The 14,629-nt window shown below is 36.9% G+C and carries 15 protein-coding genes; 10 read left to right on the forward strand and 5 right to left on the reverse strand.

Annotated elements, in window-relative coordinates:
* Positions 1–84: 84 nt before the first annotated feature.
* Positions 85–1,122, reverse strand: a complete 1,038-nt coding sequence (gene holA, locus AC2A07_RS03395; RefSeq protein ID WP_484049210.1) for a DNA polymerase III subunit delta — start codon at positions 1,120–1,122, stop codon at positions 85–87.
* A gap of 8 nt (positions 1,123–1,130) precedes the next feature.
* On the opposite strand from holA, the gene AC2A07_RS03400 reads away from it, so the two are divergent.
* Complete coding sequence (locus AC2A07_RS03400) at positions 1,131–1,559, forward strand: type I restriction enzyme HsdR N-terminal domain-containing protein (RefSeq protein WP_484049211.1); 429 nt, start codon at positions 1,131–1,133, stop codon at positions 1,557–1,559.
* A gap of 165 nt (positions 1,560–1,724) precedes the next feature.
* Positions 1,725–2,468 carry a dienelactone hydrolase family protein gene (locus AC2A07_RS03405; protein ID WP_484049212.1) on the forward strand — a complete coding sequence of 248 codons (744 nt, stop codon included), beginning with the start codon at positions 1,725–1,727 and terminating at the stop codon, positions 2,466–2,468.
* A gap of 63 nt (positions 2,469–2,531) precedes the next feature.
* Here the strand turns inward: AC2A07_RS03405 and AC2A07_RS03410 are convergent, their stop codons facing one another.
* The 4 genes from AC2A07_RS03410 to AC2A07_RS03425 all read right to left on the reverse strand — a co-directional run bounded on the left by AC2A07_RS03410 (position 2,532) and on the right by AC2A07_RS03425 (position 4,524).
* The gene (locus AC2A07_RS03410; protein WP_484049213.1) at positions 2,532–2,675 is read right to left on the reverse strand and encodes a hypothetical protein; all 144 of its coding nucleotides are present in this window, start codon (positions 2,673–2,675) and stop codon (positions 2,532–2,534) included.
* A 382-nt stretch (positions 2,676–3,057) separates the two neighbouring features.
* Entirely contained in the window at positions 3,058–3,579 is a 522-nt protein-coding gene (locus AC2A07_RS03415) for a GNAT family N-acetyltransferase (protein WP_484049214.1), read from the reverse strand.
* Positions 3,580–3,596: 17 nt separating this feature from the next.
* Positions 3,597–4,202 (reverse strand): DUF2911 domain-containing protein, encoded by a 606-nt coding sequence (locus AC2A07_RS03420; protein WP_484049215.1) that lies wholly within the window; start codon positions 4,200–4,202, stop codon positions 3,597–3,599.
* Between the two features lie 169 nt (positions 4,203–4,371).
* The gene (locus AC2A07_RS03425; RefSeq protein WP_484049216.1) at positions 4,372–4,524 is read right to left on the reverse strand and encodes a hypothetical protein; all 153 of its coding nucleotides are present in this window, start codon (positions 4,522–4,524) and stop codon (positions 4,372–4,374) included.
* A gap of 346 nt (positions 4,525–4,870) precedes the next feature.
* Here AC2A07_RS03425 and AC2A07_RS03430 point away from each other — a divergent pair, with 346 nt between their 5' ends.
* From AC2A07_RS03430 to AC2A07_RS03465, 8 genes are all read left to right on the forward strand, one after another.
* Positions 4,871–5,716, forward strand: a complete 846-nt coding sequence (locus tag AC2A07_RS03430) for a hypothetical protein (protein WP_484049217.1) — start codon at positions 4,871–4,873, stop codon at positions 5,714–5,716.
* A 476-nt stretch (positions 5,717–6,192) separates the two neighbouring features.
* On the forward strand, positions 6,193–7,473 hold the full coding sequence (gene fucP, locus AC2A07_RS03435) for an L-fucose:H+ symporter permease (RefSeq protein WP_484049218.1): 1,281 nt from the start codon (positions 6,193–6,195) through the stop codon (positions 7,471–7,473).
* 134 nt (positions 7,474–7,607) lie between these two features.
* The gene (locus AC2A07_RS03440; RefSeq protein WP_484049219.1) at positions 7,608–9,248 is read left to right on the forward strand and encodes a UxaA family hydrolase; all 1,641 of its coding nucleotides are present in this window, start codon (positions 7,608–7,610) and stop codon (positions 9,246–9,248) included.
* A 133-nt stretch (positions 9,249–9,381) separates the two neighbouring features.
* Entirely contained in the window at positions 9,382–10,146 is a 765-nt protein-coding gene (locus tag AC2A07_RS03445; protein WP_484049220.1) for an SDR family NAD(P)-dependent oxidoreductase, read from the forward strand.
* A gap of 179 nt (positions 10,147–10,325) precedes the next feature.
* Entirely contained in the window at positions 10,326–11,177 is an 852-nt protein-coding gene (locus AC2A07_RS03450) for a fumarylacetoacetate hydrolase family protein (RefSeq protein ID WP_484049221.1), read from the forward strand.
* Complete coding sequence (locus AC2A07_RS03455; protein ID WP_484049222.1) at positions 11,174–11,503, forward strand: L-rhamnose mutarotase; 330 nt, start codon at positions 11,174–11,176, stop codon at positions 11,501–11,503. Before AC2A07_RS03450 ends, AC2A07_RS03455 begins: the two co-directional genes overlap by 4 nt.
* Before the next feature lie 27 nt (positions 11,504–11,530).
* The gene (locus AC2A07_RS03460) at positions 11,531–12,352 is read left to right on the forward strand and encodes an amidohydrolase family protein (RefSeq protein WP_484049223.1); all 822 of its coding nucleotides are present in this window, start codon (positions 11,531–11,533) and stop codon (positions 12,350–12,352) included.
* 1,372 nt (positions 12,353–13,724) lie between these two features.
* Positions 13,725–14,504: an L-fucose dehydrogenase gene (locus AC2A07_RS03465; RefSeq protein WP_484049224.1), complete on the forward strand. Its 780-nt coding sequence runs from the start codon at positions 13,725–13,727 to the stop codon at positions 14,502–14,504.
* Positions 14,505–14,629 lie beyond the last annotated feature (125 nt).

The raw sequence follows: 14,629 nt of genomic DNA on the forward strand, positions 1-14,629 counted from the left end.
GTAAATATTCCTGATTCAGTGATGCTGTAAATTTCATAAAAAAATCCACCTGCTCCGCAAAATTGACTACTTACCATTCACCCTCTACACTTTCATTTTAATTTTATCAACATTGATAATTTTGTAGACTAACTCTTTGATCAGCTCAGCCTCACTCATGTTGACCGCTCCCAGGCCTTTCCCTTTCATGTCAAATTCCCTGAGAATCGAAATTACTCTTGTAGAATGTTTTAACGGATACAGTCTTGCTGCTTCAGCATAATCTTTCAAAAAATAAGGGTTCACGCCCATTTGCGAGGCAATCAGCTGCGGGGACTGACCAATCATTGTACTGTAGATAATTACATTTGAGAAATAATTATAAAGGCTCGACAGCAACATCACAAACGGATTGTTTTTCGGATTCTTGCCCATAAAATGAGCAATCTTAAAGGCAGTGTTTGCGTTTTTTGTCCCTAAGGCTTTCTGAAGTTCAAACACATTGAATTCCTTGCTGATCCCGATATGATTTTCGACAATCGTTCCGTCCAAAACCTGCCCTTCTTTCAAAATAATTTTCAGTTTCCCCAGTTCATTCGAAATTCTGGAAAGGTCATTTCCAAGATACTCTGCTAAAAGATGGGAAATATTCGGGGCTGTTTTGATCTGAAGCCTGATACATTCATCAGCAATCCATTTCGGAAGATTGTGATCCTTAAAAGACTCACTCAGAAAAAGCGCATTGATCTTTGCCAACGTTTTGGTCACTTTTTTCCTGCTGTCTAACTTTTTATGTTTGTGCGCAAAAACCAGAACCGTGGAAGGAACCGGATTTTCAACATACGCTTCCAGAGCCCTGCTTTCCTCATCATTGAATTTTAAATCCTGGGCTTCCTTGACAATGATCACCTGTTTGTCACCCATCATCGGAAACTGCCTTGCCAGCGAAAGCACTTCCTGATAGGTCGTATCTTTACCGTAGGTTACGGTTTGATTGAAAGCTTTTTCGTCTTCTTCCAAAAAGTCGTGTTCAAGGGCTTTTACAGCAACGTCAATAAAGTAAGGTTCTTCTCCGTGGAAAAAATAAATCGGTAAAACTTCTTTATTTTTAATATTTTTGAGGATTAAATCTAATTCTTTCATCTTAATTAATGGAACTTCCCAAACTGAATTTTCAGGAAACTTTTGATTTTAAATTCAAGAAAGACAAAGATAAGTTTTTTATCTATGACCTCATACGCAAAACGTATCTTTTGCTCACGCCTGAAGAATGGGTGCGGCAGCATTGGGTCCATTATTACCTTACTGTAAAATCGTATTCTGTATCTGCCCTTGTTACCGAAAAAAAGATAGTCCTGAATGGTTTAACCAAAAGAATTGACCTTCTGGTAACGGAAAAAGCACAGCCAAAAATCCTGATCGAATGCAAAGCTCCGCAAATTAAACTGACTGAAAAAACGTTCGAACAGACCGCCCGCTACAACTCCATTATCGGTGCCTCAGAAATCGTTTTAACGAATGGTCTGCAGCATATCAATGCCTTTTACGAAAATGGGGAATACCAGTTTTACAGACCGTGATATGATTGAAATGCACTGATTTATTACATTACCTAAATCTGTTTTCGCTACATAAGCGATGAAGTTTTCACAGCCAACAGCACATTCTTTACCCCTTCAAATATCCATCATCAACAGTGGCATGTAAAATGATGCGTATTATCTGTGCTAAACAATTACAAAAATATGATCAAATCAATCTTCATTACCACGATTCTTCTTGCCTCTGCATCAGCTTTCGGCCAGAACCTTAAAAAAGTGTCTTATCAGGACGGTTCACAGAAGTTAAACGGATTAGTTACCTCCAATGCAGGAAAAAAACTTCCCGGAGTTTTGATCCTTCCCGCATGGAAAGGAATTGATGACGAAGCAAAAACTGCAGCGGCTGATTTGGAAAAACAGGGCTATGTTGCCTTTATCGCCGACATTTACGGTGAAGGAAATATTCCAACGGACAATGCATCTGCAGCAAAAACGGCCGGTTTCTATAAAAAAGATTACCAGGCCTACCAGAAGAGAATTTCTCTGGCGTTAGAGCAGCTGAAAAAAAACGGAGCCATTCCTGAAAAGATTGCCGTGATCGGATATTGCTTCGGCGGAACAGGAGCTTTAGAATCAGCAAGAGGAAAACTGCCGGTTGTCGGGGTTGTTTCCATTCACGGAAGCATCGGAAAGGACCAGTCAAGACCCAATGACGCGATCTCCACCAAAATCCTGGTAGAAAATCCTGCCGAAGATACGGGGGTAACGCCTGAAGATTACAACAATCTGGTTAAGGAGATGAAAGACGGAAAAGCAGACTGGCAGATCATTACCTATGCCAACTCAAAGCATACGTTTACCGATCCCAAATCTGCGGATTACAATCCCGTAATGGCAAAAAGAGCATGGAATCATACGCTGATGTTTTTACAGGAAATTTTAAAATAAATAAAAAACGCTTCGGTCTCTCATTGAACCGAAGCGTTTTTTTTAAAACTTTTTACCGCCTGATTATTTGCTTTCCAGTTCGACCTGATACTCTTTCGGAGAATATTTCGTCAGTGACCCTGTAGCGGCATCGATTCCAACACCGATCACCCCTCCAAAGAGAATATTTAAAAGAAATACTGCATTGAAATTCTTCCCCAGCTTCACTTCTTTCTTATCAAAACCTTCCTTTTCAAAAGAAACTATCTGTTTAGATAATGTATCAATGTAGTAATGTTTTTAATGTAACAATTCAGCAATCTGATAATTCAATAATGTGAAAAATTTACCAATCTTATAATTTACCAATAACTCATCAATTAGTATATTGTCTTTTTGTATTATATCAATTTAAATTATCAAATAAACCACTGTATTACACTGATATATTGAAAGGTTATCACATTACTACCATACCAACATTGATAAATTGTTACATTACTACATTAAATTACATTGAGACATTAACCCCCATTGATACATTAACACCATTGCTACATTGCTACATTAACACCCATTGCTACATTGTTACATTGATCCCATTGATACATCACTCCCCCTTCCTCACCTCATACACAAAATTAGTCCTCGCAGCCTCTCCAAAATAAGCAACTTCTTCTTCGCCGATTTTTTGTCCGCCTATTCTTTCCAGAGCAGTCTGCGACCTGAAGTTTTCCTTTCCGATATGGAAATAGACATGATTGACAAACTGAAAGATATAATTCAGCATCAGCTTTTTAATCTGCGGATTGATGCCTTTTCCCCAGGAATCGGTTCCGTAAAAGGTGTAACCGATAAAAATACTGCTTTTGGATTCATCAAAATCGTAGAAACGGGTACTGCCCAATATATTTCCGGTTGATTTTTCAACAATTTTAAAAGCACCTTTGCTTTCCATGGCCCCCTTAAAAAATGTTTCAAATACTTCCCTTTTGTAGCGGTCTTTATTCGGATGCTGTTCCCAGACCCTTGGATCGGAAGCAACTTCATACAACAATTCAAAATCCCCTTGCTGTAAGGGGATCAGTTGATATTCTGTGTTTTCTAAAACAGGTTGAATAGAGAAATTCATTTTGATAAAATTATTTCTTAGCTCTTTGCTTTCGCTGCGTCAGATTCTATTTTCTTGATTTCTTTTAATTTTTCGGCGATCTTGGTTACCGCTTCAGGTTTTGCCGGTTTCAAAGCAACTTCAGCCTGATTCATATCCCATTTGATCACTAAATTTCCGGAGTTCTCATCGGTTGGATTCAAAGTAATTTCAAACCACTCCTGTTTGTCTGCCAGTTTATTGACAGGTACGGTAACATCTACCACATCCTGTTTTGGATCGTAGGTATACGCACCCCACTGCTGGAAATCCTTATTTAAGATGACTTTCCATTCTTTTTCTGTAGGAACGATAAACAGACCGTACGTGCCTGCCGCAACAATTTTTCCTCCGAAATTGATAGACTGTCCGAAAGTAATTTTTGTAGAAGAATTAGCCCCTGCTCTCCACACCTGACCATAAGGAACCAGTTCTCCGAATATCTTACGTCCTTTTACGCCGGGTCTACCGTAATCAATAGTAATTTTAGACATAGAAAACTGCTGTTCTACCTGTTGACGCGGACTTGCAGCCGGTACAGAATAATCCTGCGCAAAACTGAAAGCTGAAGCTGAAATGCAAACTGCAAATAGTAATTTTTTCACTTTTTTAAATTTTGATAAAAATACAAAATCAAAACAAAATAGCCTTCTCCGGGTTCAATAATTTTTGTGTTCTTCATAGTGCTTCTGTATGACTGAAAAATTCACTTACTGCTCTATAGAATCGAATGAAACCAGTAATATTTCCAGCATATCCAAATCTGATAACCCGTTATTCATTTTCATCCATGATGAAAATACGAAGGCTTCCATCTTCAACAAAATAAATATTGGTATCGATACTTCCTGCAATTTTTAAGTATTCATTTCTTGCTAACTTTCTTTTTTGAGAAAAAATATCACTTTCCAATAATTTTTGAATCATAATCCTGATAATAATTTTTTAAATTAACCTCAGTTCAGGATAAGGCTCTGTAAAACGCAAGGCTAAACAAAAATAGTAATTACGTGATTTTCTAAGATTTATGATAGACAAAGGCGTGAAACTTATCAAGGTAATACAAAATTCTTGCATAGCTTTGATAAACGAAGTGGCATTGTTTAACTTAAAAGCGTTTCAAAAGTAGAATTTCTTTGTTTTTCTTTGCGATAAAATAGCATTATATTGAAAATCAATTATTTAAAAAATTGTTTATCCCGAACTCAGGTTAAATTAATTAAAATATCTGGTAATTTTTTATCTTTAAACCTCTCTCCTAACCTATTACAGAATGTTTAATAAAATTAGTCTGGTCCTTTTTCTGTCTGCTCATATTTTTGCTAAGTCTCAGGAAACCATCCCGTTCCGAATCACAAAACATAATAACATTATTGTTAAAGCTTTAGTAAATGATACCGATTCTCTCCATCTGATGTTTCAGATTGCGATGGAGGATGCTTCAGTTTCGCCTGAACGAATCAGAAAAGCAGATCATATTCTCTTTAAAGATGAAATCAGTGATGATAATACAGTAAAAATCGGAAATAAAAAATATAAAAACATCAGATTTTTTAACAGCGAACTGACAGGTCATGAAGCTGACGGAAAAATCGGAACCGGAATTTTTAAAGGAAAAACGTTTAAAATCGATTATGATCATAACAAATTTGTTATTTACGATAAAATGCCGGATGTCGCAGGTTACGAGGCCATTCCTTTATTCTCAGAAAACGGACAGTTCTATATCGTGGCAGATAATGTGATTGAAAATGAACAGCACGAAGTTTATTTTCTCCTGCAGTCGGGATATTCCGGTGGATTGATTTACAGCAATGCATTTACAGACGGAAAGTATCTGTATAAAAAACTGAAAGTAACGGGTGAAAAAACAATGAAAAACTCAGCAGGACAAAGTGTTGTTACCAAACAGGGAATTTTACCTTTCATGAAGGTGGGAAGTTTTCTGTTAAAAGACGTCAGTGCAGGGTTTTTTACCGGAGATCTTAAATTACAAAAACGAAATTATTTCGGTGCAGATCTGTTGAAAAGGTTCAACTGGATTTTTGATGCAGAAAGAAATAAGGTGTACATTAAAGCAAGTAAGCATTTTAATGAACCTTTCTATAAGGTCAATTAAGGGTCAAAATCAATTTGTATTTTGAAGATTGTGCATAAAGTCCATCAGGAAATATTTTTTTGAAATTTTGGAGCGTTAGCAGAGCTGAATACATAAGAATAACTGTAATTTTTTATGCTTCACAAAATCCACCGAAGCATCTGTCAAAAAAGCGGAAGATTTTTTTTTCGTTTTTATTCTATTTCAGATTCTAACCTTAATTACTTATTACTTTCTCAAATTTATAATGAAATAATTTCATTAAACACCCAAAATAAATAACAAATCATCAATAAATTACAGGAATAATGACACTATCTTGTACTATCCTGCTCTGTCAATTTTTTATTCGAAAAATTATTATACATTTAAATTTCAGAAGAAGTTAAAGTTTAAAAGAAAAATCCGTCAGATATAGCATTCAAAATAAACAGTATCTGTCCGATTAAGATTTTAATTCTAAGCTGTAAAGCAATCATAAAAAATTAACAGAATCAATGAATAAAACAGATTTCGGGAACTCATTTTCTCCTTCATCAAAAAAGAGAAACTACAGTTTCCCTCTCATTCTTATTACGAGTTTGTTTTTCTTTTGGGGATTTATTCATAATCTGGATCCTATTCTGATCAAACATTTGCGAAGTGCATTTCAGTTAAATCATTTCCAGGCTTCGTTAGTAGATTCTGCAGTTTTTGCTGCATACTTTTTACTGGCAATTCCGGCAGGAATGATTATTCAGAAATACGGTTACAAAACAGGAATTCTGGTCGGGTTATTCTTCTTCGCAGCAGGATGTTTTCTGTTTGTTCCAGCGGCCAATACAGTCAGTTACCCATTTTTTCTTGGGGCTTTATTCGTTTTATCCTGTGGTCTGGCCATTTTAGAGACGGCAGCCAATCCGTACATCACTGTTTTAGGACCTCCTGAAAAAGCCACACAGAGATTAAACTTTGCACAGTCTTTCAACGGTTTGGCAGCTTCGATTGCTCCAATAGTTGGCGGAATTTTCATCTTGAGTGAAGAACCGAAATCGCAGGAAGAACTTGTGAAATTCGGTCAGGCAGCAAAATTAGCTTACATTCAGGCTGAAACTTCACTGGTAAAAGGACCTTATATTATTTTAGGCTTAATTCTTTTGTTGGTCATCTTTCTGTTTCTCTTTATCAAACTGCCTGAGGTGACAGAAAGCGATGAGAAATCTACAAAGAACTACTTTCAGGTTTTAAGCGTGAAAAATGTAGGATGGGGAGTTTTAGCACAGTTTTTTTACATCGGTGCGCAGATTTACATCTTCAGTTTCCTTTTGGTTTTTGCCGAAGATGCTATTGATATGAAAGGTCAGGAAGCTAAATATTATGCGGGTGTAGCAGGATTTTTATTTATGGTCGGCCGTTTTGCAGGAACTTTTCTGATGAAATATATTTCGCCACAAAAACTATTAAGAATTTACAGCGTGATCAGCACTGCTCTTACGGTTTGGGTCATCTTTGGATCAGGAATTTCGACTTTGTACGCGTTGGTTGGCTTGACGTTCTTCATGTCCATCATGTTCCCAACGATTTTCGCTTTGGGAATTGAAGGTGCTGGATCAGATACAAAACCTGCTTCAAGTTTACTGATTATGTCGATTGTTGGAGGCGCGATTATTCCACCGATTGCGAGCAAGATTACAGATATTTCGGGGAATATTCATTTTTCTTATGCAGTTCCTCTACTCTGTTTTATCATTGTATTTCTATTTTCATTACGATTCAGAAATAAAAAGTCTGCAATATAATTAATGTAAAAAAATATCTATAATCTTGGTTAAGTGAAACGCCTTTGTGAAACTAAAAGACAGTAAGTAGAAAAAAAAATTAGAGAACTTTGTGTTCAAAAAACAACACAACAGACATTCAATTTTAACTAAAAATGAGCAATTTAATTTTAAAAATAAATCCAAAAGACAACGTTTTGGTTGCGCTTCAGGATATTCCTGCGGAAACTGAAATTCTCTTTGAAGGAAATTCATACACCACTTTGGAAGCCATCCCTGCCAAACATAAATTTTTTATGAATGATATGAAACAGGGCGATGAAATTTTCATGTACGGTGTTTTGGTGGGAAAAGTTCAATATGATTTGGCATCAGGAACGAGAATGACAACGGATAATACAAAACATGCTGCTGATCCGTTTTACTACCGTGATGTGGATTATCAGTGGACAAAACCTGACGTTTCCAGATTTTTGCATAAAACTTTTAAAGGGTACCACCGTTCAAATGGTGATGTGGGAACGGCCAATTACTGGCTGTTTATTCCGACTGTTTTCTGCGAAAACCGTAATCTTGATATTATCAAAGAATCACTTTATGACAGTTTGGGATACGCTGTCGATGCAAAATACAAAGATTACACGCATCAACTTGTAGAAGCGATTTCCAAAGGAGATAATTTGGATGAACTTGATTTTTCGCCTTCGAATATTCCGGAAAAAGAGAAAGTTTTTAAAAATGTGGACGGCATTAAATTTCTGAATCACACCGGCGGTTGCGGCGGAACAAGGCAGGACTCAGATTCCCTGAGCAAACTTTTGGCAGCTTACGCAGACCATCCCAATGTGGCAGGAGTAACTTTGTTAAGCCTCGGCTGTCAGCATCTTCAGATCGATAATTTCAAACGGGATTTGTATAACCGCAATCCTGATTTTGATAAACCTTTACTCGTTTTTGAACAGCAGAAAGCGGTCAGTGAAGAAACCATGATCAAAAATGCGATTTTTGAAACACTGAAAGGACTTCAGGAAATTAATACAATCGAGCGTGAAGATGCACCGATCAGCAAACTTTGTGTTGGTGTGAAGTGTGGCGGAAGCGATGGTTTCAGTGGCATATCGGCAAATCCGGCTGTCGGGCATCTTGCAGATATTCTCTCCGTTTTGGGAGCAAAAGTTTTACTTGCCGAATTCCCAGAATTATGCGGAGCCGAACAGGAATTGATCGACCGAGCTGTAGATCAGCCCACCGCAGAAAAATTCATCAGGCTGATGACAGAATATGATGAACTCGCCCACGCAGTAGGTTCAGGATTTTACATGAATCCCTCACCGGGAAACATTAAAGACGGATTGATCACGGATGCCATTAAGTCTGCAGGCGCCGCAAAAAAAGGAGGTTCCTCCCCTGTTGCAGATGTTTTGGATTATACCGAACCCGCAGTAAAAGCGGGATTAAGCCTGGTCTGCACACCGGGAAATGATGTCGAGGCCACCACAGGACAGGCAGCATCAGGTGCCACGTTAATTTTATTTACTACCGGTCTGGGTACTCCTACAGGAAATCCGGTTTGCCCGGTCATCAAAGTGTCAACCAATACGGTACTGGCGACGAAAATGCCGGATATCATAGATATTGATACTGGGGCAGTGGTGCGTGGAGAAAAAACCATTCAGGAAATGGGAGAAGATATTTTGGATTTCTGTATTGAAGTTGCCAGCGGAAACAAAATTCCTAAGGCGGTTGCCTTGAATCAGGACGATTTCATTCCCTGGAAGAGAGGGGTGAGTCTGTAAGGGAAGCCGAGTTGAAAGTAAAAAGAATCAGGTTAAAAGTAAAACGCCCATTAATTCCACTTTTGGAGGGGTGGCTTAAAAACAAAATCACCAAAACTAAGATGAGTAATAAAATAGTAAATAAAAGATATACATGTTTTCACTAAAAAATAAAAAAGCTGTTGTCACAGGCGGTGGAAGCGGGATTGGACAGGCTATTGCGGTTCAGCTTGCAGCGAACGGAGCAGAAGTTCACATTCTCGAAATTACAAAAGAATACGGACAGGGAACGCTGGAAAAAATACAATCTTCCGGGGGAAATGCTGCTGTGTATGCCTGTGATGTTTCAAAACAGAAAGATGTTTTAGCCGTTTTCGATAAGGTCGGAGCGATCCATATCCTGGTCAATAATGCCGGAATTGCCCACATCGGAAAAGCAGATACCACTTCAGAAGAGGATTTCGACAGAATTTATAATGTCAATATCAAAGGCGTTTATAACTGTCTCTTCGCCGCCCTTCCTCAGATTAGAAAATCGGGCGGCGGTGTGATTATCAATATGGCTTCCATTGCCGCACTGGTTGGAATTCCTGACCGTTTTGCGTACAGTACGGCCAAAGGCGCAGTGAAGGCAATGACGATGAGTGTTGCCAAAGATTATATTAATGAAAATATCCGTTGTAACTCGATTTCTCCGGCACGGGTACACACCCCTTTCGTTGACGGATTTTTAAAAAATAATTATCCGGACAATGTCGAAGAAATGTTTGAAAAACTGTCAAAAACCCAACCTATCGGGCGAATGGCCCAACCTGAGGAAATTGCTTCTTTAGCTCTTTACCTATGCAGTGACGAAGCTTCATTCATTACCGGTGTAGATTATCCTATCGACGGGGGCTTTACAACTCTGAACAATTAAAGATTAACGATCTTTTTTAATCATAAACAACTTAAGTTATATAAACTCTATGATCTCAGCTGAATGAAATCGAAGATCATCTTCCTTTAGCTGATGATTGTTATTTCGACGTCAGTCAAATGTCTCTGTGAACTGTGCTTTAAAAGATTAAAATATTCATATAAAAACAAAAGATTAAAATGAAATTGATAAAATTCGGAAAACCGGGATACGAAAAACCTGGAGTAATCATTGGTGAAAAAAGATATGACGTTTCCCACCTCATCAAAGATTATGATGAAAACTTTTTTTCAGGAGATGCCCTGGAAAATTTGAAATCTGAAATAAACACCCAGAATTTACCCGAAATTTCTCCTGATGAAAGATTGGGACCGCCTTTGGCAAGACCTTCCAAAATCATCTGTGTCGGGCTTAATTATAAAGATCACGCCGCTGAGACCAATGCTCCGATTCCACAGGAACCTATTTTATTTTTTAAGGCTACAACTGCAATCACAGGTCCTGATGATGATTTGATTATTCCTAAAAACAGTACAAAAACCGACTGGGAAGTTGAATTAGGCATCGTCATCGGAAAAAAGACAAGCTATGTTTCTGAAGAAAACGCGCTTGAACACATTGCAGGTTACGTTTTGCATAACGACTACAGTGAAAGAGCCTTTCAGTTGGAACGAAACGGACAGTGGGTAAAAGGAAAAAGCTGCGATACTTTTGCGCCGATAGGCCCCTTCATTGCAACGCCTGATGAAATTGAAGATGTTCATAATCTGCGTCTGTGGCTTAAAGTCAATGGACAGATCTTACAGGACGGAAATACTTCCAACCTTATTTTTGATGTGCCTTTTATAGTGAGTTACATCAGTCAGTTTATGACCCTGTTACCGGGAGACATTATCAGTACAGGAACACCTGCCGGTGTCGGTTTGGGACAAAAACCCGAGCCCTGGTACCTGAAACCGGGAGATGTGGTAGAATTGGGAATTGACGGTTTGGGAAGCAGTAAACAAAACGTAAAAGCTTACGGTGAATGAATAAATTTTGTCTTGCCCTCGATCTGATTGATGATCCTGAATTGATTGCAGAATACGACACGTATCACCAAAATGTATGGCCTGAAGTGAAACAGAGTATTTTGGATTCGGGAATTATACATATGGAAATATACCGCGTACAGAACAGATTACTGATGATGATAGAGGCTGATGAAAACTTTTCTTTCGCAACTAAAAATGAGACTGATAAAAACAATTCAAAAGTGCAGGAATGGGAGGAACTGATGTGGAAATTTCAACAGCAGCTGCCCAATTCGAAGCCTGGAGAAAAGTGGCGGTTGATGGATAAAATATTTTCACTGTAAATTACATTTTAGTAAAAATAATTAAAAATGATTATTGATTCTCACGTACATTTTTGGAAGTTTGATCCGGTTCGGGATGCATGGATTACGGATGAAATGAATGCTATTCAAAAAGATTTTCTGCCGGAGGATTTTTCAATTTATTTAAATGAAAATCAGGTTGATGGCTGCATTGCGGTTCAAGCGAGTCAAAGTGTTGAGGAAACGGCTTTTCTGGTGAATTCGGCGAAAGAAAATCTTTTTATCAAAGGAGTTGTGGGCTGGATTGATTTGACTTCTGAAAGACTTGAAGATTCGCTCGAAAATTATCAGTCTGAAAAAATCAAAGGTTTTAGGCACGTCGCTGAAGGAGAAGATCTTGGTTTTTTATTAAAAGAAAATGTTCTTAATGGAATTTCGAAGCTTCATCAGTTTGATTATACTTTTGACATTTTGCTAAGACAAAATCAACTTTCTGATGCAGTAAAACTTTCCGAAAAATTACCCGATCAACCTTTCATTTTAGATCATTGCGGAAAACCGGATTTAACAACAAATAACTTAAAAGACTGGAAACAGAATATTACAGCATTGGCTCAAAACCCAAATGTTTTTTGTAAAATTTCAGGACTTTTGACACAAGGAAACTGGAATTTAATTGATGAAAAAGCTATTTTTGAAGCCTTAGATTTTGTTTTTGCAAAATTTGGAATTAAAAGGTTGGTTTTTGGAAGCGACTGGCCAGTGATGCTTTTGGGAGGAAATTATGCTTTGTGGATGGAACTGATTTCTAAATATTTGGAACAATTTTCAACAGAGGAACAGGAACATTTTTTTTCTGGAAATGCTGTGAAATTTTACAGACTATGATTTTTAAACCATAGAGAATTCTGACACATGAGTCACATTAGATTTTAGTTTAATGCGTTGGGAATAATTAGAGCACATAAGTTTTACAAATTATGATTTTCCAACTACAAATCAAAGATTCGACGTAGTCACAAGGCACGAAAGATTTTGACACATGAGTCACATTAGATTTAAGTTTCATGCTTTGAGAATATTTTAGAGCACATAAGTTTTAAAAATTATGATTTTCCAACTACAAATCAAAGATTCGACGTAGTCACAAGGCACGAAAGATTTTGACACATAAGTCACATTAGATTTTAGTTTAATGCTTTGTGAATATTTAGAGCACATAAGTTTTAAAAATTATGATTTTCAAACTACAAATCAAAGATTCGATGTAGTCAAAAGGCACGAAAGATTTTGACACATAGGTCACATTAGATTTAAGTTTCATGCTTTGAGAATATTTTAGAGCACATAAGTTTTAAAAATTATGATTTTCCGACCACAAATCAAGGATTCGACGTAATCAAAAGGCACGAAAGATTTTGACACATAAGTCACATTAGATTTAAGTTTCATGCTTTGAGAATATTTTAGAGCACATAAGTTTTAAAAATTATGATTTTCCAACTACAAATCAAGGATTCGACGTATTGACAAGGCACGAAAGATTTTGACACATAAGTCACATTAGATTTTAGTTTAATGCTTTGTGAATATTTAGAGCACATAAGTTTTACAAATTATGATTTTCAAACTACAAATCAAAGATGCGACGTAGTCACAAGACACGAAAGATTTTGACACATGAGTCACATTAGATTTAAGTTTAATGCTTTGTGAATATTTAGAGCACACAAGTTTTACAAATTATGATTTCACAACTACAAATCAAAGATTCGACGTAGTCACAAGGCACGAAAGATTTTGACACATAAGTCACATTAGATTTTAGTTTAATGCTTTGTGAATATTTAGAGCACATAAGTTTTAAAAATTATGATTTTCTAACCACAAATCAAGGATTCGACGTAGTCACAAGGCACGAAAGATTTTGACACATAAGTCATATTAGATTTAAGTTTCATGCTTTGAGAATATTTTAGAATACATAAATAAGTTTTAAAAATTATGATTTTCCAACTACAAATCAAGGATTCGACGTAGTAAAAAGTTACAAAAAATTTTGACACATGAGTCACATTAGATTTAAGTTTCATGCTTTGAAAATATTTAGAACACATAAGTTTTAAAAATCAAAGATTTCTGTTGGGAGAATGTGATAAATTAAAGACTTGGTCTTGCTGAGTGAAACGCCTTTGCGGACGTCAAATATTCAGTATAATATTAAAAAAATCTTTGCGCACTTTGCGTTAAAAAAAACATTATGAATTTAAATTTAGACCATAAGATAATCATCGTAAGTGGCGGTGCCAAAGGCATCGGAAACGGTATTGCTAAAATTTTAGCAGAAGAAAATGCAGTTCCAATCATTATTGGAAGAAATGCAGAAGACAACAAAAAAGCTGTTCAGGAAATCGTTGAAAATGGTGGCAAAGCTGATTTTGTAACTGCCGAACTTTCCCAACCTGAAGAATGTAAAAAAGCCATTGATGAAGTCGTGAAAAAATACGGTAAAATCGATGGAATTGTCAACAACGCTGGTGTCAACGATGGTGTTGGATTGGAAAATGGTTCTTATGAAGGTTTTATTTCATCCTATCATAAAAATGTGGTGCATTATTATCTTTTGGTGCATCATGCGCTCTCGTATCTTAAGGAAAGTAAAGGTTCAATTTTGAATATCGGAAGTAAGACTGCAGAAACCGGACAGGGCGGAACTTCCGGTTATGCCGCTGCAAACGGAGCCAGGAACGCTTTGACCAGAGAATGGGCTGTGGAACTTTTACCTTACGGCATCCGTGTGAATGCGATTATTGTGGCAGAAGCATGGACTCCTCTTTACGAATCGTGGATCTCTACTTTTGAAAATCCGGAAGAAAAGCTGAAGAGTATTACTTCAAAAATACCTTTAGAAAACAGAATGACAACTTCTGAAGAAATTGCGAATATGGCTGCGTTTCTTTTATCCGAAAAATCTTCGCACACGACAGGGCAACTGATTCATGTGGATGGAGGGTATGTACATTTGGATAGGAGTTTGTGATAAATATGATTATAATTTTATTCAAATTCAAATAAATTTATAAATTTGTTTAGAACAAAAAAAGATGGAATCTGCAACCCTAAAAAACATTAATCAAATTCTTAAAGACGCTCCAGAAAATATTT

Source organism: Chryseobacterium sp. HNCC26DJ238 (assembly GCF_057180465.1).